The sequence below is a fragment of the Eubacterium sulci ATCC 35585 genome (assembly GCA_001189495.1).
Classification (GTDB): Bacteria; Bacillota; Clostridia; order Peptostreptococcales; family Anaerovoracaceae; genus Eubacterium_B; species Eubacterium_B sulci.
In genome coordinates, this window is the sequence record CP012068.1 from 354,739 (window position 1) to 378,709 (window position 23,971).

The 23,971-nt window shown below is 41.0% G+C and carries 16 protein-coding genes and 3 pseudogenes; 17 read left to right on the plus strand and 2 right to left on the minus strand.

What is annotated here, in order from left to right:
- Positions 1-28 precede the first annotated feature (28 nt).
- Complete coding sequence (locus ADJ67_01680) at positions 29-754, minus strand: hypothetical protein (GenBank protein AKT46534.1); 726 nt, start codon at positions 752-754, stop codon at positions 29-31.
- A gap of 136 nt (positions 755-890) precedes the next feature.
- Between ADJ67_01680 and ADJ67_01685 the strand changes: the two are divergent.
- The 13 genes and pseudogenes from ADJ67_01685 (at position 891) to ADJ67_01745 (ending at position 12,448) form a co-directional block, all read left to right on the plus strand.
- Positions 891-2,042 (plus strand): annotated as a pseudogene (locus tag ADJ67_01685) (acyl-CoA dehydrogenase).
- Between the two features lie 770 nt (positions 2,043-2,812).
- Positions 2,813-4,021 carry a beta-lactamase gene (locus tag ADJ67_01690; protein AKT46535.1) on the plus strand — a complete coding sequence of 403 codons (1,209 nt, stop codon included), beginning with the start codon at positions 2,813-2,815 and terminating at the stop codon, positions 4,019-4,021.
- Between the two features lie 300 nt (positions 4,022-4,321).
- Positions 4,322-5,023 carry a hypothetical protein gene (locus ADJ67_01695; protein AKT47627.1) on the plus strand — a complete coding sequence of 234 codons (702 nt, stop codon included), beginning with the start codon at positions 4,322-4,324 and terminating at the stop codon, positions 5,021-5,023.
- Between the two features lie 6 nt (positions 5,024-5,029).
- Positions 5,030-5,878, plus strand: coding sequence for a gamma-glutamyl kinase (locus ADJ67_01700; protein AKT46536.1), 849 nt, complete (start codon positions 5,030-5,032; stop codon positions 5,876-5,878).
- Between the two features lie 12 nt (positions 5,879-5,890).
- Complete coding sequence (gene proA / locus ADJ67_01705) at positions 5,891-7,132, plus strand: gamma-glutamyl phosphate reductase (GenBank protein AKT46537.1); 1,242 nt, start codon at positions 5,891-5,893, stop codon at positions 7,130-7,132.
- A 10-nt stretch (positions 7,133-7,142) separates the two neighbouring features.
- Complete coding sequence (locus ADJ67_01710) at positions 7,143-7,460, plus strand: hypothetical protein (GenBank protein ID AKT46538.1); 318 nt, start codon at positions 7,143-7,145, stop codon at positions 7,458-7,460.
- Between the two features lie 164 nt (positions 7,461-7,624).
- Complete coding sequence (locus ADJ67_01715; protein AKT46539.1) at positions 7,625-7,906, plus strand: glutaredoxin; 282 nt, start codon at positions 7,625-7,627, stop codon at positions 7,904-7,906.
- 33 nt (positions 7,907-7,939) lie between these two features.
- Complete coding sequence (locus ADJ67_01720; GenBank protein ID AKT46540.1) at positions 7,940-8,800, plus strand: phosphoribosylaminoimidazole-succinocarboxamide synthase; 861 nt, start codon at positions 7,940-7,942, stop codon at positions 8,798-8,800.
- A 44-nt stretch (positions 8,801-8,844) separates the two neighbouring features.
- Complete coding sequence (locus ADJ67_01725) at positions 8,845-9,228, plus strand: hypothetical protein (protein AKT46541.1); 384 nt, start codon at positions 8,845-8,847, stop codon at positions 9,226-9,228.
- Between the two features lie 20 nt (positions 9,229-9,248).
- The gene (locus tag ADJ67_01730) at positions 9,249-10,475 is read left to right on the plus strand and encodes a hypothetical protein (GenBank protein ID AKT46542.1); all 1,227 of its coding nucleotides are present in this window, start codon (positions 9,249-9,251) and stop codon (positions 10,473-10,475) included.
- A gap of 20 nt (positions 10,476-10,495) precedes the next feature.
- The gene (locus tag ADJ67_01735; protein ID AKT46543.1) at positions 10,496-10,981 is read left to right on the plus strand and encodes a hypothetical protein; all 486 of its coding nucleotides are present in this window, start codon (positions 10,496-10,498) and stop codon (positions 10,979-10,981) included.
- A 4-nt stretch (positions 10,982-10,985) separates the two neighbouring features.
- The gene (locus ADJ67_01740) at positions 10,986-11,672 is read left to right on the plus strand and encodes a hypothetical protein (protein ID AKT46544.1); all 687 of its coding nucleotides are present in this window, start codon (positions 10,986-10,988) and stop codon (positions 11,670-11,672) included.
- A 548-nt stretch (positions 11,673-12,220) separates the two neighbouring features.
- Complete coding sequence (locus ADJ67_01745) at positions 12,221-12,448, plus strand: hypothetical protein (GenBank protein AKT46545.1); 228 nt, start codon at positions 12,221-12,223, stop codon at positions 12,446-12,448.
- A gap of 295 nt (positions 12,449-12,743) precedes the next feature.
- On the opposite strand, the gene ADJ67_01750 is transcribed toward ADJ67_01745, so the two are convergent.
- Complete coding sequence (locus tag ADJ67_01750; protein ID AKT46546.1) at positions 12,744-14,300, minus strand: phosphoglyceromutase; 1,557 nt, start codon at positions 14,298-14,300, stop codon at positions 12,744-12,746.
- A gap of 99 nt (positions 14,301-14,399) precedes the next feature.
- Between ADJ67_01750 and ADJ67_01755 the strand changes: the two genes are divergently transcribed.
- The 4 genes and pseudogenes from ADJ67_01755 (at position 14,400) to ADJ67_01770 (ending at position 23,864) form a co-directional block, all read left to right on the plus strand.
- Positions 14,400-17,981, plus strand: coding sequence for a hypothetical protein (locus ADJ67_01755; protein AKT46547.1), 3,582 nt, complete (start codon positions 14,400-14,402; stop codon positions 17,979-17,981).
- Positions 17,982-19,175: 1,194 nt separating this feature from the next.
- A pseudogene (locus tag ADJ67_01760) lies at positions 19,176-19,613 on the plus strand (hypothetical protein).
- Between the two features lie 368 nt (positions 19,614-19,981).
- Positions 19,982-21,394, plus strand: a pseudogene (locus tag ADJ67_01765) (hypothetical protein).
- 529 nt (positions 21,395-21,923) lie between these two features.
- Positions 21,924-23,864 carry a hypothetical protein gene (locus tag ADJ67_01770; protein AKT46548.1) on the plus strand — a complete coding sequence of 647 codons (1,941 nt, stop codon included), beginning with the start codon at positions 21,924-21,926 and terminating at the stop codon, positions 23,862-23,864.
- The last annotated feature ends 107 nt before the right edge of the window (positions 23,865-23,971 follow it).

The window sequence follows — 23,971 nt, forward strand, 5'->3', positions numbered from 1 at the left end:
CGCAAGATGTGCGTGGCGTCTAAATATACTATATCAAAAGTTTAAATTCACGGCGACGGCTATCTATGATGCCGTCGTTTTTCATTGCCTTTATTTCTCGCATCATTGCAGAGCGGTCGACTGCGATGTATTCTGCAAGCTCGGCTAGGCTCATCGGAATTTCGAAGAATTCATTGTTAGATTTATCTTTAAGCGAGGCTTTGAGGTCACGTACTTCCTTGGTCGATGTAGGAGGTTTAGCTTCTGAAACGACTCTATTTGCCATACGCGCATACTGAAGATAAGCAAGAAGCTTATTTCTGATGCTGCCCTGCTTAACTATAGAAAGATGAAAAGATAACTCCTGAGCTCTTTGGGCAGACATAACAAAGAGATTGCTGATTAGCTGGCTATGATGCTCACATAGCTTTTCACAAGGCGTTATTATATGCTTGTAATCTAAGTAAACAACTCTGCAATCTTCTTCTGCAGTAACCATGTACTCAAAATCCGAAAGTGGCAAGGAAAATGGCTCGCCAAATAAATCCCCGCTCTTATAGCGCTCAAGCACATAAAGGTCTCCGTACTCGTTGAGAAACTCAAGTCTTGCTTGACCTGATTTCACGATGGCTACTTGCCTTGGCTCTGCCTGAGAGCTTTGATACATCATGATTAACTCACCGCGCTTATAGTTTCTATATATAGGATTAAAGCATGGAAATATGCTTGCTAGGGATTTCTCCGAAATGTTATCGAGGATTTGTGTCTTGGCCATAAATTAACTCCTGAAATATTTTTTCACTATTTAATCAAATTATATTACAAAAAGTTGCAAATGTCACTACTGACTAAAAATAAATTGGGTACAATAAGAATTAAGGTAAATGTTTTAGAGCAAGGAGGTAATTAACATGCTTTTTAAGACAACTGAAGCTCATGAAGAGTTTAGAGCTAAAATTAGAAAATTTGCAGAGGAAGAAGTAAAGCCTATTGCATTCATGCTAGATCAGAAAAATGAATTTCCGCACGACATCGTAAAGAAAATGGCGAAACTTGGAATTATGGGAACACCATATCCAAAGAAGTACGGCGGAGCAGGACTTGACGCAATAAGCTATGCGATTGCAGTTGAGGAACTTTCAAGGGTTGACGGTGGTACAGGTGTAATTCTATCAGCACACGTTTCACTAGGTTCATATCCTATCTTTGCATATGGTACAGAGGAACAGAAGCAGAAGTATCTAGTTCCACTAGCAAAGGGTGAGAAGCTTGGTGCTTTCGGTCTTACAGAGCCTAACGCAGGATCAGATGCAAGTGGAACAGAGACAACAGCCGAGCTAAAGGGAGACTACTACCTACTAAACGGTAACAAAATCTTTATCACAAACGCTCCAATTGCAGACACATATGTTGTATTTGCGGTTACTACACCAAACATCGGAGCAAAGGGTATCAGCGCATTCATAGTAGAGAAGGGCTGGGAAGGCTTTGAGTTCGGTGACCACTACGACAAGATGGGTATCAGATCATCATCAACAGCTGAGCTCATCTTCAACGATGTAAAGGTTCCAAAGGAAAACCTACTAGGTAAGGAAGGTCAGGGATTCAAGATTGCGCTTTCAACACTAGATGGTGGAAGAATCGGTATCGCTTCACAGGCGCTAGGTATTGCACAGGGCGCTTACGAGGCTGCTGTAGAGTATGCGCTTGAGAGAATCCAGTTCGGTATTCCAATCGCACACCAGCAGATTAACTCATTCAAGATTGCTGACATGGCTACAAAGCTAAGAATGTCAAGATTCCTTATCTACTCAGCAGCTGAGCTAAAGGAACACCACGAGCCATTCGGAATGGAATCAGCTATGGCTAAGCAGTATGCTTCAGACGCAGCACTTGAGATTTGTAACGATTCACTTCAGATCTTTGGTGGTACAGGATACCTCAAGGGTATGGAAGTTGAGAGAGCTTACAGAGATGCTAAAATTACAACTATCTATGAAGGAACAAACGAAATTCAGAGAGTCGTAATTGCAGCACATATCCTAGGTAAGGCACCACAGCAGGCGGCACCAGCAGCTCAGAAGGGCCCTATCACAGGACAGAGAAAGAAGATTATGTTCTCAGGAAGTGCTCAGGAACAGGTAGATCAGCTTGTTTCAGCACTTAAGTCAGACGGATTTGACTTCACAGTAGGTATCGATCCTAATACACCAATCGTTGATGCAGACAGAGTAGTATCAGCAGGTAAGGGTATCGGAGAAAAGAAGAATATGAAGCTTATTGAGGATCTTGCTAAGCAGGCAGGAGCAGCAATAGGTTCATCAAGACCAGTAGCTGAGACACTTAAGTATGTTCCACTAGATAGATACGTAGGTATGTCAGGACAGAAGTTCTCAGGAAACCTATACATCGCTTGTGGTATCTCAGGAGCTGGACAGCACCTAAAGGGAATTAAGGAAGCTACAACAATCGTAGCAATCAATAAGAGCAAGAATGCACCTATCTTCAAGAACGCTGACTACGGAATCGTAGGAGATGTAATGGAGATTCTGCCACTACTCACAAAGGCACTAGATAATGGCGAGGAGAAGAAGCCAGCGCCACCACGTGTTAAGATGAGAAAGGCAACAGTACTCAAGGAGCCTTCACCATGGGATCTATATGTTTGTAAGGGATGTGGATATGAATACGACCCGGCAAAGGGAGACGAAGAAGGTGGAGTAAGCATAGGAACAACATTTGAATCACTACCAGAAGAGTGGATTTGCCCACTTTGCGGAGAAGAGAAGACAGGCTTTATCAAAGTAGAAAAGCCTAAGAAGGAGGAAAAATAATGCATTGTGTTAGAAAAGTAACCGAAGATCTATTTTGGGTCGGTGGAAATGACAAAAGGCTTCACCTCTTTGAAAACATTCATCCTATCGAAGATGGAGTCTCATATAACTCATATCTATTGCTAGATGAAAAGACAGTTCTTTTTGATACAGCAGACTGGTCAGTAGGACGTCAGTTTATCGAAAATGTAGAGTATGTTCTTAACGGAAGAAAGCTCGACTACATGGTAATCAACCACATGGAGCCAGATCACTGTGCATCAATGGAAGAGATTATTCTCAGATATCCAGATGTAAAGATTGTATCAACAGAGAAGGCGCTAATGCTAATGCACCAGTTTAACTACACAGTTGACGAGAACTTCATTCAGGTTGCTGAGGGAGATACAATGAGCTTTGGTAAGCATAATGTTGTCTTCGTAGAGGCACCTATGGTTCACTGGCCAGAGGCAATGGTAACCTTTGATACAACAGACGGAGTGCTTTTCAGTGCAGACGCATTCGGTTCATTTAAGTCACTTGACGGCGCACTATTTGCTGACGAAGTTGACTTTGATGGAGAGTGGATTAACGAAGCAAGACGCTACTACACAAACATTGTAGGTAAGTACGGACCAGAGGTTATGGATCTTCTAAAGAAGGCGCAGACAATCGATATCAAGATTATCTGCCCACTTCACGGACCAGTATGGCGTAAGGACATCGGATACATTCTAGACAAGTACATCCACTGGGCTACATACACACCAGAGGAGAAGGGCGTGCTACTATGCTACGCTTCAATGTACGGAAATACAGAGAATGCAGCTCACATCCTAGCTACAAAGCTACACGAAAAAGGAATGCATAACGTGCACATGTACGATGTATCAAAGACACACGTATCATACCTAATCGGAGAGGCTTTCAAGTACAGCCACCTAGCGCTTCTTTCAGTAACATATAACCTAAACGTATTCCCAGCAATGGAGAACTTCGTTCAGGACATGAAGAGACTTAACTTGCAGAAGAGAGTAGTTGCAGTAGTTGAGAACGGTTCATGGGCTCCACAGGCAAGCGTTTTGATCAACGAAACACTTGACGAGATGAAGCAGATGACAGTTCTAAACGAAGAAGTTTCTGTACTATCATCAGTATCAAAGATGACAGAAAGCGAGCTAGATTCACTAGCAGATAGCATCATCGAATCGATGTCACAGAGCTACTAATAGCTGCTCGTGTATTCATCAAAGAGAATGCACCAAGGGTAAATGTAATTAGCTAACTTAAATTTAGCGGCATAATTCTAATCTTAGAGTTATGCCGCGTTTTTATCTAAGAAATCAAGTCATTTACAAAACAAAGGGAATAATTTATTATATACTTATATGAAAAATAGCAAGAAAAATAGCAAGATGATTGCAGGCTTAGTCCTGTCGTTGCTCATAGCCAGCTTAAGCTTTTTTAAAGCTGATTTACCGCAGCCGCTGAGAGAATATCTCGGCATGGAGCCATCAGGCAGGGAAAGCATACATAGACGCGTAAATGCGAAAGTTAATCCAGCGAAGCCTGGCGAGCTTCCCGATGGACTCAAAGTAGCTAATAGCAAGCAGATAAGGAGCAAAGGGAAAAAGCTAGTAGCAAGCGATGTCATACATACATTTCCAAATAATGCAGAGTATAGCTTTGCCGTAGTGAATGATAATATGCCGAGCTTCACTGAGGAGGAACTTTCAAGCCCCGAATTTGAAAGCTATGGAGAATTAGACCACCTAGGGAGATGTAGACCAGCTACGGCTATGCTAGGGAAGAATCTTATGCCGACCGAAAAGAGAGGCAGCATAGGTATGATAAAGCCTAGCGGCTGGCATACCAAGAGATATGATAAACTCATCGCAGATAAGTACCTTTACAATCGTTGCCATTTGATTGGGTATCAACTTAGCGGAGAGAATGCAAATAGAAAGAACCTGATAACGGGAACAAGATATCTAAATGTTGAGGGAATGCTTCCTTTTGAGGATATGGTAGCAAACTATATCAAAGCTACAGACCATCACGTGCTTTACAGAGTAAGGCCTATCTTCTACAAGAAGGACCTTGTAGCTAGAGGAGTGCAGATGGAGGCTCAGTCGGTAGAGGACGATGAGATTAGCTTTAATGTATTTATATATAATGTACAGCCAGACATTGAGATAAACTATAAGAACGGAAATAGTAAGAAGAAGTAGGAATATATGGGAAGACCAGAATTAAGTAAGAAAAAGAGAATAGTCATCAAAGTTGGATCTTCTTCGCTCACACATGCGGAGAGCGGAAGGCTTGATCTTGTTAAGATGGAGATTTTGACAAGAGAGCTATCATACCTTAGAAACCGCAATGTCGATGTGGTGCTTGTTACATCAGCTGCTATTGCAGCGGGAAGAAGCGCTCTAAGACTTGAGGAAAGGCCTGAGAAGATACAGCTCAAGCAGGCTTGTGCATCTGTAGGACAGGCAAGGCTTATGATGATTTACCAGAAGCTATTTTCTGAGTACAATCAGATTGCTGGTCAGATTTTGATGACAAAGAACACGGTTTTACATAGTGAAAGCCGTGAGAATGTCTGCAATACATTTGAGGAACTTCTGAAGCTTGGCGTAATTCCAATCGTAAACGAAAACGACAGCGTAGCCACATCGGAGATTGATGAAGTTCCTGTATTTGGAGATAATGATAGACTTTCGGCGGTCGTTGCTAATTTGATAGGTGCAGACCTTTTGATACTCCTTTCGGATGTCGAGGGACTTTACACAGATGACCCGCACAGAAACCCAGATGCTAAGTTCATAGACACTGTGGAATCGCTAAGCGATAAGTTTGTTTCAATGGGCAAGGCGACGACGGGAACTGGAGTAGGGACTGGTGGCATGGCGACAAAGATTGCAGCTGCCGAGATTGCCGTAAACTCCGGCATAGATATGATAATAGCCAGCGGCAGTGATTTTCATGTAATTCACAGGATTCTTGAGGGGCAGGAGTTTGGAACCTTGTTCCTAGGTAAGCACGATGCTAACTTTGATCTTCAGGAATATCTGAGCAAATAGATGGGAGAAGATATGAATTTATCAGAGCTTGGAATAAAAGCAAGGGCTGCTTCGGTACTCCTTGCAAAGATGAATGTAGAAACTAAGAATAAGACCCTTATTGCATGTGCAGACGCACTAGTAAAGGAGAGCAATAGTATACTTGAGGCAAACGCAAAGGATGTTTTGATAGGCCGCGAAAAGGGTATGAACGAAGGACTTGTAGATAGGCTGATGCTAACCGAGGAGAGAATCAAGGGGATAGCTGAAGGTCTAGAGCAAGTTGCTGCGCTAGATGATCCAGTGGGCGAGGTACTCGACATGAAGAAGCGCCCTAATGGACTTTTGATAGGTAAGAAACGCGTACCGCTAGGCGTAGTCGGAATGATATATGAGGCTAGACCTAATGTGACACCTGATGCTTTTGCACTTTGCTTTAAGTCGGGTAACGCAGTTATTTTGAGGGGTGGAAGCGATGCGATAAACTCTAATATCGCTATCGTTAAGGTTTTGCAGGATACACTTAAGGCTTGTGGAATCACGGAAGATGCAGTTCAGCTAATTGAGGATACTTCGCATGAGGTTGGAACTGAGTTCATGAAGATGAATGGCTATCTTGATGTGCTGATTCCAAGAGGTGGCGCAGGGCTAATTCAAAGCGTAGTGCAGAATGCAACCGTACCGGTAATTGAGACAGGAACCGGAAACTGCCACGTCTTTGTTGATGAATCGGCTGACCTAAATATGGCAGTTGATATAATTGAGAATGCAAAGACTCAGAGAATAGGCGTTTGCAATGCCTGCGAGTCAGTTCTTGTGCACGAGGCAGTAGCCGATGAGCTATTACCTTTGCTAGGTAAAAAGCTTGCAGAACATAGTATTGAGATGCATGCAGATGGTAAGGCTTGCTCGCTGATAGATGGGGCAGTTCCTGCCACAGAAGATGACTGGGGAAGAGAATACCTAGATCTTAAGGTGTCAATCAAAGTCGTTTCAGGAGTTGATGAAGCTATAGCTCACATTAACAAGTACAATACGGGACACTCTGAGAGCATAGTTACAGATAGCTATGAGAATTCACAGAAATTCCTTGATGAGGTAGATGCGGCCGCAGTATACGTAAACGCATCGACGAGATTTACTGATGGTTTTGAGTTCGGATTTGGAGCCGAAATCGGCATCAGTACACAGAAACTGCATACTCGTGGTCCTATGGGTCTAGAAGCTCTAACGACCACTAAGTATATAATTTATGGTAATGGTCAGATTAGATAAGGAGGAAACCATGCTAGTAGTAAACACAGAATACATCGAGGGTTACGAGCTCGAAATGCTAGGAGTAGTAAAGGGTGGTATAGTTCAGTCAAAGAACGCAATTCGTGACTTCGGTGCAGGTCTTAAGACAATCGTAGGTGGCGAAATCAAAGCTTATACAGATATGATGAATGAAGCTAGAGACCTTGCGACAAGAAGAATGGCTGAGGAAGCAGCTGCTCTTGGAGCAGATGCTGTAGTAGGACTTAGATATGCATCATCAGCAATCATGCAGGGTGCATCAGAGGTTATGGCTTACGGAACAGCTGTTAAGGTAAGAAAGAAATAAATAACCTAATAGGTGGCAGGTATGCGCGAGCGTACCTGCTATTTTTTATGCTTATTCTCGCTTTGATGCTAAAGATGATGCTTAGAGCAATGCGAATTTTGAGTTTTGGATTGAGAGAAGCGGTCAAATGTGGTAAAATTTAGATAATAAAGAGGAGGTATGTTATGAAAAAGTTGACATTTATATATTTAAAAGGATGCCCATATTGTATGAAGGCGAAGAAAGCTTTTGATGCACTTTTAGACGCTAATGAGGAGTACAAGAAGGTAGAGATAGATGCAGTAGAGGAGAGCGAAAATCCAGATAGAATTGCAAGTCTCAACTACTATCATGTGCCAACATATTACATTGGAGATGAGAAGCTATTTGAGGCATCACCTGGGGATTCCTATGAGGTTATTGAGGCAGCAACTAAGAAAGCTCTAGAAGCTGCTTTATCAGAGTAGTACATGATAATATAAGGAGTGCGAAAGATTTTTATGAAGGAGTTTAAGCCTGTTAAAGAGGGTAAGGTACGCGAGATTTACGATATTGGTGACAGTCTGATTTTGGTCGCAAGCGATAGAATATCAGCTTTTGATGTGATTCTAAAGAACCTCATCGTCGGCAAGGGAGAAGTTTTGACTAAGATGTCAAAGTTCTGGTTTGATCTGACAAAGGACATAGTTCCAAACCATATGCTTTCGGTTGATACCAAGGATATGCCAGAGTTCTTCCAAAATGAAAAATTTGAGGGAAGATCTATGATGTGCAAGAAGCTTAATATGCTTCCAGTAGAGTGCATCGTAAGAGGATATATCACAGGTAGTGGTTGGAGCAGCTATCAGAAGACAGGCGAGGTTTGCGGTATTAAGCTAGAGGAAGGACTCAAGGAGTCACAGAAGCTAAGTGAACCTATTTACACACCTAGCACCAAGGCAGAAATCGGAGATCACGACGAGAATATATCCTTTGAGCAGAGCATAGATGTAATCGAACGCGAATTCCCTGGACACGGAAGAGAGTACGCTGAGAAGATTAAGGACTGCACTATTGCGCTTTATAGAAAGTGCGCAGATTATGCTCTTGAGCGCGGAATCATCATCGCAGACACTAAGTTTGAATTTGGTGTAGATGAAGATGGCAATATCGTAATCGGCGATGAGATGCTAACTCCAGATAGCTCACGCTTCTGGCCTGCAGAAGGCTACGAGGCAGGAAAATCACAGCCTTCATTTGACAAGCAGTTCGTTCGTGACTGGCTAAAGGCAAATCCAGATAGCGATTATCTTCTTCCTCAGGATGTCATAGACAAAACTATATCCAAATATCAAGAAGCCTTTGATAAACTAACAAAATAGGATGTTATACTCGTATAAATAATAGTTTTGTGGAAGAGGAACATATGGAAAATATAATGGTTTGCGTAACTAAGCAGCGTACATGCCAGCGCCTTATTGACTATGGCAAGACGCTGATGGGTAGCGATGATACGATACATATAATACATGTAACGGGCTCAGATTATAATTTTTTAGGTGATTCCGAGGAAAACAAAGCCTTAGAATTTCTATACGAAAAGGCGAGGGAAGCAGGAGCTGACCTGACTGTACTAAAATCAGATGATACGATTTTCACCCTTTGTTCACTAGCAAAGGATAACGAGATTACAAAGATGGTAGTAGGTGCATCAGGAGAAGCTGTCGATAATGCTAGCAACTTTCTTGCAGAGCTTAGAGCTAAGCTTGATAAGGAGGTTGAGCTAATCATAGTCCCTTCGGAACACTGATTGTAATATAGGAGAAGAGATTGGATTTTAAATTTAATCCCAATATAGAGAAAGAGCTTTATGATGTTTGCATTGTAGGCGCAGGTGCATCTGGTCTTATGGCGGCCAATGTAATCCTAAGAGAAAAGCCTGATTGCAAGCTTCTCATAGTCGATGCCAAGGACAGACCTGGCAGAAAGATTGCGGCTTCCGGAAATGGAAAATGCAATCTATCGAATATCAAAAGCGAGGGCTGGAGCATTGCTTCAGCCTTTTTTGGATATCTGGGAGTATTGACAAAGAGCGATGAAGAGGGAAGAATTTATCCCTATTCAGAATATGCGCCAGATGTTGTAGAGGCGCTGACAAGTAAACTTGAGTCTGCAGACTGGCTTCTTTCGTGCAGACTGACATCTGTCAAATACGCCAAGGACGTTTTTCTAGCCGCAGCAAGACAGGACGCGCCTAGTGTAAAATCAAAGGGCAAGGGGGCAAAATCAAAACATGCTCTAAAGGAACAAAAGCCCAAGAGTTTTAGCATCAAAGCAAGGCGTCTAGTCTTAGCCTGCGGCGGAACCGCAGCGCCGCAGCTCGGGACCCGCGGCGATGGCTTTGCCTTGGCAAAGCAGCTCGCGCACGCAGTGCGCGAGCCGGTTCCGGCGCTCTGCGGCATAAAGACCGAGCAAAACATGAAAAAGCTCGGTCTCTCCGGGGTGAGGCAGAAAGCACTAGTCAGCCTCACCCGCCGCAGCGATCTGCTCGCGCAGGAGTCAGGCGAAGTTCAGTTTACTGACTACGGGCTGTCGGGAATCTGCATATTCAATATGACAAGATTCATAGACTATGAAGATGTCATAAAGGGCAGATTTTCAGATTACAGCATCAAACTCGACTTCCTTCCTGAGTTTGATGAAAAGCAAGTGGAGGGCTTTTTAGAGCAATCACAGGGAAGTCTTTGCTCAATACTTAAGCCACAGCTTGCAGGCTATATAAAGGTCATATCTGGGAAAACTCTAGACCTTGCATGTGCGCTTAAATGCACCAGTTTTGATATAGCAGGGCTCTGCGACTGGGACAAAGCACAGGTGACTAGGGGCGGAGTAAAGGTAAGCGAATTTGACCCTGATACCATGGAGTCTAAGAAACTTAAAGGACTGTACTTTACAGGCGAAATTGTGGACTTTGACGGAGCATGCGGAGGATTTAACCTGCAGCACGCATGGGAAACAGGTATGAAGTGCGGACAGGATATAGTAGCTAGGCTTTAGTTTTATGATTGGAGGTAGCCATGAAAAAACTCTTTTGCGTAATCGCATTAGTTTCTCTAGTGCTATGTGCGGGTTGTGGCAGCAAGAAAGCTACAGATCCAGCAGAAGGCAAGAAGCTAATGACTAAGTTCTGTCAGATTTTCTTTGAGACAGACTACAAAAACCGCTATACTGACTTTGTTAAGGACAAGGATCAGAAAAAGTATTACAAAGCTTTTGAGGAAATGGCAAGCAAGGAATGCCTTGATGATATGATGGCCAGCAGAAACCCTCTAAAGTACGATAAGAAGTGCGTTGAGGATGGGCTAGCGTATCAGCCTACTGACATAGAGCTTACTAAGTCTGGAGATGAGGCAGATGTAAGCGGAAGCTACGAATTCAAGATGATTTTGAAGGAAAAGACTAGCGGGGAAAGGATAAATGTTGCAGGGCAGGTAAGCATCGAGGAAAATAACGGTAAATTGCTAGTTAGTAAAATTTACATAAGAAGCATGCCTAAGGAATAAAGCTATGGATATTAAGACTGATACATCACCAAAAGAAATCATTGTCTTTGCAATGACAGAACTGGCCGAATTTCTGAAACCGGACGGCTTTCGTTTCTACAAAAGCAAACTGGAAATTCGTAAGCGCTCTGACTTTACATTTTCTATATCAACTCAGTTCAACCGTAATAATCAAGCGGGAGAAACGGTACAAGCTATATTGACCTGTTCTATTTTCGACAAGGAAGGAAAAGAATGCTTTTGGTCTAAGGGAATTCCTCATTCAAACCAGAATCAAGATTTTCTTTCATGGTGGGATTTTTACGGGGAGGAGTCATACGGAAATTCGATTGAGAAAATAAAAGAGCTTGTATCACATCATTTTTTACCTTTTATCCGAAGAATGGACTCTGAACTGGAGCTTGTTATACAGGAAGTTGCAGAGAAGGGATTTTGTGTATTTTCGGACGAAGCTGTATATGACGCAGGATTCATAGTACCGATTAATTTTTTGCTTAGATATGGAACGCATGAACAACTTACTACGGCATTTCAAAACTATATAGATAATCATGAGCTACCATATGTCAAAACAAACATGAAAAAAGCCCTTGATTTGCTCAAGGAAAATAGGGAAGTAACTAACAATGGTGAAAAATATTATGCTGAAGTGGTCTTTGAGCATAATATAAACCTCAAATTCGGGCTATAGGACAAAAAGTGTTGATAAAAATCGTCATACACATTGAAAATTCAATGTCTGTGGCGATTTAATCTTTTTTTGAAAGAATATTAAGGGTGGACAAAAAGTGTGTGTGAAAACTCCTTAAAATATTGGAATTTCAATGTTAAAACGTGGTATATCTTCCTTAGAATTAGTGTCCTTGGAGGAACATGGCTCCCGCGTAAACCGATTGCTTCATTTTTTTCTTTAATTACACAAATTAGTGTAAGAGTACATACTATATAGGTTTATTTTTAAATAATGTACTTCATTTGAACACCATATCAATTGGCAAGATGAACTTAATTAGATCCAAAATGTTCATATACATGTAATTGTTTCATTATATCATATAATCAGATAAAACAAAAGACTTGATTATTAAGAATTGTGAGTTATTATAAAAGCGTAAGTAAGTTCAATCGCTAATACAAATGTATCGATTTCATGAAGTTGTTTGTATCTAATACTATGATTGGAACAGTTAATAAATAAAAAACTAACTATCATAATGCAAAGATGAGGGATGAACAAATATGTCAGATAAAAAAAGAATAGGAAGGATACTAGTATTCTTTGGGGTTGGATATATTTTAAACTTTCTAATAAGAAATGGTCTCGCAGATATAATAAATCTATTTTTAAAGGAGAGACGTATTCCTAATGTCTCGTTCTCCTTGATATATTTAATTGATGTTTCAGTTGGTATTATAATGACAGGCATAGGAATATATATGTTAAGAAAAGATAAGAAAAGTAAATGATATATCATGCCATATCATATAATAAATTCAATACTATATGATGTTTTTAGGCATTGTTTTAATATCAAAAATTAAAAACGATTTTGGTGAGTGCATACAGCGCCGGCCAAAATCGCTTTATTTTTTTCTATAATTACATCCCATGATTTTGCAATATTCATGTAACATATCTTGCTATAATCTGTAGCTCTAAAGTATATTTCGCCCTCTGAACTAGTGTTTACGTCTAGTTAAAAGGTAAATCGGCCATTCAATTACAAGAAGTACAAGATAGAGAATTCCCCATACCATTAACCTAATCTCTTTTTATCAAACTCTCTCCGGTCATCTCCTCTGGAATTGCAATTCCCATAAGATCAAGAAGGCTTGGTGCTAGGTCGCAGAGCTTTCCGCCATCCTTTAGGGCTAGAGGCTCTCTTGCTATATGTACTAGTGGCACTGGATTTAGCGAGTGAGCTGTCATCACGTTTCCGTTTTCGTCAAGCATTTCGTCTGCGTTTCCGTGGTCTGCAGTCATGAGAATCTGACCATCGGCCTTAAGTATAGCGTCTGAAATTCTGCCTACACATGTGTCAAGAGCCTCAATGGCTTTGATTGCAGCATCCATAACTCCCGTGTGTCCGACCATATCTGCATTTGCAAAGTTTAGAATTATACAGTCATACTTGGCACTTTCTACCGCCTCTACCACCTTGTCCGTTACCTCAAAAGCGCTCATCTCAGGCTGTAAATCATATGTCGCAACCTTAGGTGATGGCACTAGGATTCTGTCCTCGCCTGGATAAGCTTCCTCTATTCCTCCATTAAAGAAGAAAGTAACATGTGCATACTTTTCTGTTTCGGCTATGCGTAGCTGCTTAAGTCCAAGTGCAGAGATGTACTCTCCAAATGTGTTAGAAAGCGACTGAGGTGGGAAGGCAATTCCAACATTAGGAATCGAAGCATCATACTGAGTCATACAGATATATGTGATATTATTTCTAACCGCACCTCTATCGAATCCATCAAAGTTAGGGTCTACTATTGCTCTTGTTATCTCTCTTGCTCTGTCAGGTCTAAAGTTGAACATTATTACGCTGTCGCCATCGCAAATATTGCCTTGGCTTTTGCCGTTTTCAGAGCTTTTTGTTTTGATGCAGCATGGCAATACAAACTCATCGGTCTCATCTTTATCATATGCAGTATCAAGGGCAAGCTTTGCAGTGTCAAAGAGCTCTGCCTTACGATTTACAATAGCATCATAAGCCTTTTGCACTCTATCAAAGCGATTATCTCTATCCATGGCATAGTATCTTCCTGATACTGTTGCGATTTCACCAAGTCCAAGCTCTGCCATGAAGTCCTCAAGCTCGCTTATATACTTTTGTGCGCTCTTTGGTGGAACGTCTCTTCCGTCGAGGAAACAGTGCACGAAAACGGTGTCAAGTCCCTTTGATTTTGCCATCGAAAGCAGAGCCTTAAGATGCTCTATGTGGCTGTGAACTCCACCGTCAGAAAGTAGTCCCATTAGATGAAGGCTTTTGCCATTATTGAGGGCATTATCCATTGCTTTCACAAGCTCAGAATTTCTTAAAATCTCTCCACTCCTTGCCTGCTGGCTTATGCGAGTAAGCTCCTGAAAAACAACTCTTCCGGCACCTATATTGGTGTGTCCAACCTCGGAGTTACCCATCTGACCTTCTGGAAGCCCAACTGCAAGTCCGCTTGCTGCAAGCTCGGTGTGTGGGTAGCTTTTGAATATCTCATCAAAATGAGGCGTCCTAGCCTTTGCAATAGCATTTACCTCTTTATTAGAATTTAGACCAAAGCCGTCTAAAATCATCAGCATTGTCGGTCTGTGTTTTATCTCCATATATATCTCCTTATTACAGTCCTCTTATTCAATTATAACAAGAAATTTGGTATAATCAACATATCTGAGCTTGGAAGATATAAATGTAGGAGAATTTTGATGAACTGGACGAAAGAGCAAAGCGAAGCGATAAATATAAGAAACAAAAACGTGCTCGTTGCGGCGGCGGCAGGCTCCGGAAAGACGGCGGTTTTAGTTGAGCGAATTCGAAAACTTGTCTGCGAGGAAAATGTTCCTGTAAGCAGTCTTCTTGTCGTTACTTTTACAAAGGCTGCTGCAGCAGAAATGAAGGAAAAGATAAGAAAGTCACTAAGCCAGGAACTCAAGGCTCTTCAGGAGGAGCAAAGAGGTCTATCAAAGAGTGGCCAAGGCGCATCAGGTTTTGATGATGAAGCAAGAGAAAAGATTAAATACATCAAAGCCCAGCTTTCAGACCTTCCACAGGCTGACATCTGCACCTTCCATGCTTTTGCCCTAACGGTTATAAGAAGATTCTTCTATTTAATAGATATTGAGCCAGGTCTTGCAATTTGTGATGAGGTTAGTGCGACACTGATCCAGCAGGATATGATGGATGAACTTATCGATGATGAATTTGAAAATTTTCAGGATGATTTCAAGGTTCTTATGGATGCGCAAAGCAGTGATAGGAATCCTAACAAGGTAAGAGATTTAATCTTTAAGCTATATACCCATCTCATGGCTATGCCTTATCCAAAGGCATGGATGGATGGAGTTTTAGAAAACCTAAGCCTTTCGGATGCAGAATTCGAAAACAGCGTGCTTGCTAGAGAATACCTAGACTACATCTCTGAGTCCCTAGAAAATGCATATACATGCCTTGATTCTGCTGTAGAAAACCTGAAGGCTGAAGGCCTTGAGCGCATGGCGACTTTGATAGAAGATGCAGAGCTTGCAAAGGTTAGAAGCGCAAGAGAAAAACTAGCAGAACTTAAGGCCGAAGCTACACCTCTTAGCATTATTATAGAGGAACTTGCTCCTTGCATAGCCCTTGATAATGCTCAGCTAAGGGCGAAAAAGGACGAAAAGGATGCCTACGACCCAATTAAGGGAATGATTAAGGATTTGCGTGAGTCTGCAAAGGCGGAGATAAAGGAACTTCAGTCTGAGCTTTTAGATATAAGCCTTAAAGACAAAATCGCTGATATTAACGCGACAAAAGGATGCGTAAAGACGCTATTTAGACTGGTTCAGGATTTTGATAGAAGATATAGTGAGGCAAAGGCTGCAAAGAGATATATAGATTTTAACGACATAGAGCATAAGTGCCTTGCGGTTTTAGAGCACGAGGAAGCGAGAAAGTTCTTTAGAGACAAGTTCGCTCATATTTTCATTGATGAATATCAGGATACTAACTTCATCCAAGAGGAAATCATAGGGAAGATAAGAAGAGAGAGTAATGTCTTCATGGTTGGTGATGTCAAGCAGAGCATATACAGCTTCAGACTGGCTGAACCACAGATTTTCGAGGACAAGTACCAAAGCTATAGCGAGGGTAAATCCGAGCAATCAAAGGTGGTTGACCTAAATAAAAACTACCGAAGCAAGGAGGAAATCCTAAACTATGTAAATCAGATTTTCGAGCCTATTATGAGGGGCTACGACGATAGAGCCGCACTTCACAAGGGGCTTGATTATGACGGAGAGCTTAAATATAAGCCGGAGCTTCACGTTCTTGCCATGGATCTTGCAGAGCAGGAGGATGAATCTGATAAGGCTATCCAAAGGCTAAAGAAGTCGGAGGTTGAGGCCAGGTACATAGCTGAACTAATCAAAAAAAGCATTGGAACTCCGTTCTTTGATAGCAAGCAGGGCAAGGTTAGAGAACTTAAAAAATCAGATATAGTTATTTTGATGAGAGGCGTTAAAAGTCGTGGAGGCACTCTAAGAGATATTTTGCAGTCTGAGGGGGTTGACAGCTTTATCAATGATAGCGAGGGATATTTTGATACTATAGAAATCAATGTATTCATGAGTCTGCTCTCTGTTATAGACAATATGCAGCAGGATGTTGCTCTGATAAATATTCTTCACAGTGAAATCTTTGGGCTTTCAGCAGAGGAGCTTGCGAGAATAAGAGCTGATTACAGAAAGGGATCTTTCTATGAATCGCTTAAGAGCTTTGCTGAGTGTGAAGAAAGCGAACCGGCTTACTTAAGAGATAGAAGTTTTGAAATTTTGGAAACTCTGCGCAGCTGGAGACTTCGTGCGCGCATAATGAACCTGCCGGAGTTTATCTGGGAACTCATGATAGATAGCGGATACTATTTGATAATGGGAACGCAGCCTGCAGGAACACAAAAGCAAGCGAATTTGAGAGCTTTGGTCGAGTATGCTGATAAATTCTCAGATGACAAGCAATCTAGCCTATACGGCTTTGTTAGATATGTAGATTCTCTTAAAAAGCGAGATGTTAAGCTTTCCGAGGTAAAAATGCTCGGAGAGGCTGACGATGTAGTTAAGATTATGACCATACACAAAAGTAAGGGTCTTGAATTTCCGATGGTCATAGTTGCGGGCATGAATGGAAGGCTTCAGTATTCAAATCAGGAAGACCTCATGATTCACAAGGATATTGGTGTGGGGCTTACTCTAAAGAGCCTAGAGGGGCACTGGAAGAAGACGACGCTTGTGCAGAAGCTCATAGGAAGAAAGATTAGGCAAAAGGAAAGGGATGAGGAGGAAAGAATACTTTACGTTGCGCTAACAAGAGCCCGTGACATCCTCTATTTAGTCGGAACTGTCGATAAAGAAAGTGCTTATGAGAGCAAGAGTGCTAGCAAGGTTAAGAAGGCCGGAAGTTACCTAGACATGGTTGCTCCTTATGTAGATGCCAAAATTGTAGTGCCTAATATAAATCATGCAGAGGCTGAGAGAAAGAAAAGTCTTTCGTGGAATGACGCGCTTGATACAAGCGATATCTCTGAAGACGAAAGAAAGAGTATAGAAGCTAGACTAGCTTACAAATATCCGCATAGGCTTGCCACAGATTTGAAATCAAAGTACTCCGTTTCTGAAATCAACAAGGGTGGCGAATTAGAAATTAGTTCAAAAGCTACATATAATATAGGAAAGCTTCAGAACGAACTTAAGGAGCTTAGCAAAGGTTTGGAAGAGTCTCCAAAACCTAAGGGTAAGGTCTCGGCTGCAAAGCTAGGAACCATATACCATAAGATAATGGAGGTTATAGATTTTAATATAGCTAAAACCGAGGGCTATATATATGTAGAAAAAATCGCAAATGAATGTGTGGAAAAGCATTTCTTCACTGCAGAGGAACTTGCGCAGATAGATCTAAACAAAATATGTGCTTTCTTTGATACTGAAATAGGCACAAGGGCAGCTGAAGCATCAAAGAGGGGCGAGCTATTTAAGGAAAAGCCTTTCACGCTCAAAATGTTATATAGAGGAAGCGATATTCTCGTGCAGGGTATTATCGACTGCTACTTTAGGGAGCCAGGCAAGACGGTTTTGATAGACTATAAGAGCAGCTATGTATCTGAAATAGCTCTTGCAGAAAATGAGGAGCGCATAGCAGAACAATATAGAAAACAGGTGGATATATATGCCGATGCATTATCAAAATCGGGCGAATCTGGTTCATGTGAAGCTTATATATACCTACTATCTAGCGGTCACTTCATTAAAATGAATGATTGAACAACTATATATATGAGCAAAGCTAATTCTTAAGCTAATTCTTAACCCATTTCTTAAGAAAAGCAAAGAATTTACCATAAAATGACCATACAATTGCATAAAATGTATAGAAAATGCATATAAAAAGGCGAATATACAATATAAAAGCATAAAAATACACAACACAAACCTATTTTCTTAAGAAAAATTAAGAAAACTTAAGAATATAAAATGTTGAAATATCAACATCATCTCGAAAAGCTTAAGTGATAGTCTTGTGAAAGTTTCAAAAAAGGGTTGACGAAGTGATGTATATAATCTAATATACGTATTGTGGTTAAGAAATACACATAAACAAACTAAACCACAAGAGTTCATGATTCATCTAAGATGGATTAACTCACGGGAATACTTCGGTCCCTTGACCGAGTGCTGATAGATTAATCAGTACGGAAAGGAACAGTACAACACATGAGTATCATCAAGGAAATTAAATCAAGAAAGGATTCAGTGCTGATATTAGCTTTGATAGTAACCTTAGTTCTATCAACTACGATTATTTCGTCGGCAATGACCGCTAGCAGCAATACAGTAGATTACTGGCAGCTAAAGCTCGGCAAGAAGACTGTAGCAGTTTTCGATAACGAGTCAGACGCTAAGAATGTAATCGAGCAGGTTAAGGCAAAGTATGTTGCTAAGGGTGCTAATGTTGAGGCAGTTGAAATTGATCCGGCTTTGACAGTTGATCAGATCACAGTAAAGGCGTCAGATGAACAGCCAAAGGTGGAAAAAGACACAAAGAAGCTTGTTGATAAGCTACTAGGTGACGAAAAAGCTAGCAAAACATACACAGTTCAGGATGGCGACACGCTATGGGATATAGCAGCAGCTTTCGGAACAGATGTAGATACTATATTGGCAGCTAATCCTAATGTAAGTCTAGAAAGCCTAATGCCAGGAGACGTAATCAAGTTCTCAAGCAAGAGCTCACTTCTAACTGTAACAGTTAAGGAGAAGGTTACATCTGAGAGAGCAGTAGAGTTCGACACAGTATACGAAGATACTGATGCACTTTACGAAGGTGAAGAAGAAGTAAAGACTGAAGGTGTTCAGGGAACAGAAAAGGTTACAGAAGTTGTAACAAAGTCTAATGGAGCAGTAGTTTCAACTAAGGTTCTATCAGCTAAGACTGTTAAGGCTCCTGAGAGTGCAGTGGTTCTAAGAGGAACTAAGGCTAAGGAAACACCAGCAGCTCAGAGTTCAAACTCAAGTTCAAACTCAAGCTCAAACTCAAGCAGATCTTCAAGCTCAAGAAGCTACGCAGGATCAAGTTCAAGTGGATATTCAGCAAACGGAAACACAGTTCTTTCTGCAGCTTATTCACAGCTTGGAGTTGGACAGGACTGCACAAGCCTTGTAAGTAATTCACTTGCAGCAGCAGGAATCTACTTCCACGGATGGCCACAGCAGTACGCTTCACTTGGCTCATGGACTTCAAACCCAGTGCCAGGAGACATAGTAATCTACGATACACACGTAGCTATCTATGCAGGTGGTGGAACAGCTGTTCACGGTGGATGGAATGGTGGAACAACAGGAGTTGGTCCAGTATACTGTAGCGCAAACCTAATGGGTTACATACACATCGGCTAAGAATTGCATATTATTAGAGGATGCTCAAATGAGCATCCTTTTTTTATGTCTGTTAATATACAAAAAAATATTACAAGGTATAAATATTATAAAATAATATAATTTATTCAGTAGACATTTACATCTAGTACTGCTATACTTAAAAATGAAAACATCGTTTGTTCACAGTAGAGATTTAATTCTCGCATATTACCCGCTTTTAAGGAATATGTCGCTTTAATCAAACTGTGTAAAAGGGGGAGAAAATGAAGAAGAAGAGTATAACAGGGTTGTTCTTGTGCCTTTTTTTGGTACTAGGATGTTTTTTCCAAAGTGCTCCAGCAAAGGTTTATGCAGCTGGTGGTACGCCAAGAGAGGTAGACACTCGCATTACAAAGTTCGAAATTTACAACTGGCTAAATCAAAAGGCTGTATCAATTAGTCTGGGAAGTCGTTTCTTTATAAGCATGGATTGGGATGCTGGTGGAAATGGAGTTAGCCTAAATGAGGGAGATTACTTTTATGTGGATTTACCAGAGAAAATGGTTTTTCCAAGCGATTCCCACAATGTAGATTTTCAGATTGTAGATAAGGATAATCCAAGTGCAGTAATTGCAAACGCACATGTTACGCCTGCCTCACCAAGTGGTGGCAAGGTTAAGGTTACGTTCACTAACTACGTAAATGGTAGATACAATATCAAGGGTAACCTATACATGAGCGCTAACTTTAATATCAATACTGTAACAAGAGACTCTCAGAACACTTTTGAATCAGAAATTAACGGTCAGAGAGTTTCATCAAGTGTTTATGTAGAAGGTCCGACTTTAGTCACAGATGAAGGTATAAAGAAATGGGAATCCAAGGTAACTGGACATGTGGATCTCGTTGAGTGGGGAGGTCGTATCAATCACAAGGGAGATACTCTTCACAATGTCGTTATGACAGACAAGCTTGATCAACCAGGCGAGAAATACGTACCAGGAAGCTTCAAGGTACGCAGGGTTGTCTATGATGCATACGGATATGTTACTAATGTATTAGAAGAACTAGATTTGACAGGTCGTCTAACTATTTCACCAGATGGAAGTAGCTTTACACTAAACCTTCCTGATATGAATGGTGATCAGTACGACTTTTCATATCGCTCAACATATACGCCGGGTACAGTTCTTAAGAACGATGTTGTTTTAACAGCAACAGAGAAAGTTCAAAGAGCTTACGCAATTCATATGTTTGCTGATTCAGGTGGACAGGGAACAGGTACGCTAGCAAACAAAATCAAAATCGTTAAGGTTGATGCAGATGATAACCAGGTTAAACTCGCAGACGCAGAGTTCAAAATTACCCGTGTATCTGATGGCAGAGAATATACTCTAAAAACGGATGCTAATGGTGAAGCAGTGAGCAGCTGGCTTCGTGCAGGACAGTACAAACTAGTTGAAACAAAGGCTCCTGCTGGCTATGAAGCTGATACACAAGAAAGACTTGTTACTGTTCAGGACGGAGTTGTAAGCCTTCAGACAATAGAAAATGCACCTATGAAGGTTTCTGTAAATGTTAAGAAGCTATGGGTTGGAGAGAAGAAACCTTCGGTCAAGGTTCATCTATATGCAGATGGCGTTGACACAGGCAAGGAGCTTACTCTAAACGAAGCAAATGCATGGACTGCAAGCTTTACTAACCTTCGCAAGTATAAGGGTGCTGATGAAATTAAATATAAAGTAAAGGAAGAACGCGTTTCCGGTTACAGCACCGCAATAAGTGGGGATAGTGCTAATGGCTATGTGATTACGAATACACAGGATATTCCGCCGCAGCCTCCTAAGACACCTCCTACACCAAAGGTTCCTAACACATATGATGCAAATGATATGGCTTTATATGCAGGAATACTGCTTCTTGGAACTGTAGTAAGCTTTGGTCTAGCAAGAAAGAAAAACGCTAAATAATTGAATATAACAATGCATAAAAGCATGTACAGGCAGACGAAACAATTCGTCTGCCTATTTTGATATATATGTATTAATTATTTTTTGTTATGTATTTAGATTAAATAATGACAAATACTAAGTACTTGTGATATAATAGTTTTACTCTTAAACTTTATATTGATTCTGTGACTGATGGTCCTAAATTATAGCTATCAAGAGGTAGGGAAGTGAGCCAAACTCCGCTGTCCCGCAACTGTAAGGCAATGCCTAGCCAGATAACTACCCACAGAAAAGCTATTTGTTACGAGTGATGACGATTATGCGAGCCGAATGATGCGGCAAGACTCATCTTTTCGATGAGCTTTTTTATTTCAATTTTAATCAAAGAGGAGGAAAAATGAGCAAGTTATTGAGAAAAATCTCTGTAGGAGTTTTGAGTCTAATAGTAGCAGCCGGAGTGGTAATTCCTACTATGAATGTATATGCAGGAGAGACGAATACAGAAAGTGGATCTGAGAATGTCACTGTATATGGTCAAGCACCTGTTAAAGGTGAATATTTTGACTATACGGCAAGGCTATCAGTAACAGTAGACAAGAATAATAAGATTGTTTCGGTTGCAGATGATAAGACAGATTATGATGGGGCCCAGAACATAACCTACTGGAATAATGCAAAGAATGGCCTTAACGGTAAGAAGGGTTTTGTAGAAGCATTTAATGGACTTGATGAATCCAAAATAGATGGGGTTGATACTATTACCTCTGCAACATTCTCTTGGAATGCTGTAAAGGTGGCAGTTAAGGAGTCATTTAAACAACTACCGGCAAAGAGAGCAGCTATCGCTAAGATAAATGCCTATGTGCCTAGCAAGAATATTGATCAAGATGTTATTAAGACCGCAAAGAAAAACTGCATTATGGCTATCAATCAAGAGAGGAATATTGCAAATCTGGACAAGATTGTTAATGATGCTATTAAAGAAATTGACAGCGGAAAAGTTGTAGAAAAACCGGAAGAGGAACAGATAGAGGATGATGGAGACCTATATCCTTACACTCTAGATCAGGCTATAGCAGCTGTTCCTAGCGACTTAAGCATATTTACCGATGATAGTGTAAAGGCGCTGAAAGAGGTTAAAAAAGAAGCTGAGGCTGTAAACGCAGATTCAAGCAAGAGTGAAGTTGCGAAGACAAAGATGGCAAGAAAACTAAAGACTGCTTTGAGCCAGCTTGTTTTGAAGGATGGAATATATAAGTACACTGGCAACGTTAAGTTCAGCACATTTAGAATGGTTAGCATGAACATCATAGCAAAAGACGGTAAAATGAGCGTCGTAGCATATCTACCAGGCAAGGGACAGTACCTCATATTCATGGGATCTGCTGATGAAGCCGATAAGGCTGAAAAAGCTGATAAGAAAGATTTGCTTATCAAGCCACTATTTGAGGGAACAAATCCTGAAGGAAAGCAGGCATATGCATTTGAATATCCTCTTCCATACCTTGAGAAGACATTTGATTTAGCTCAGAGAGCCTCAAGCAAGTGGTTCCATAGAATCCCAGTATTTTATGCTGCAGATATAGTAAAAACAGATAAAATTGATGATTCACTTGCAGAGTACGAAAATATAAAGAACAATGATGCAGTCAAGAACTTCGAAGATAAAGTAAAAGCTATAGCTGAGGTTACTACAGAAAGTAAAGCGGCTATAGAAAAGGCTAAGGCTGAGTTTGATAAGCTGACTGAGGCACAGAAAGAACTGGCTAAGGAAATCAAGAAAGTACTTGATGAGAAGCTTGCGGCTTTAGACAAGCTTCAGAATGTAGCTGCTTTTGATATCGTCTACATAGAAGATATGAATAGAGGCTTCGGAAACACATTTGGACCATCAGGTCTAGTAATTGATGCAAGTAAGACAAAGGGTCTAGTCCTATACGCAAAGGATGCTGATTTTGATAAGTTCCTATCAGTAACTATAGACGGGAAGGAAATAGACTATGCTGACTTTACAATAGAGAGAGGAAGCATAAAGCTTTCTCTAGCAACAAGATATCTGAGAACACTAAGATCAGGAAGCCACACGCTGAGAATAAATACTACAGCTGGATTTGGTGAGTATGTATTTAGTGTTGCTGCTCAGAATACAGGCTTACCTGGCTCAGATGCAAATGGTGGCCAGCCTGCTACAGGAAGCGGAAGTGCTAATGGCCCAGCTAGTGCTGCGGTACAGAAACCTGTTAACACAGGCGATGTAGCAAACTTCGCGCTTTACACAATTACTCTGATCGGAGCATGCGCAGCTTTAACTGCAATGCGTAAGAGAAGAGCTAACTAAATAGTGCTCGTAACTATGTCTAGGCCTACTCTCCCAAGCCTAGGGATGATGTAAATCATCCTTAATCAAACGAAACCCCTTTTAGGCTAAGTATCGGTTTAGACAGA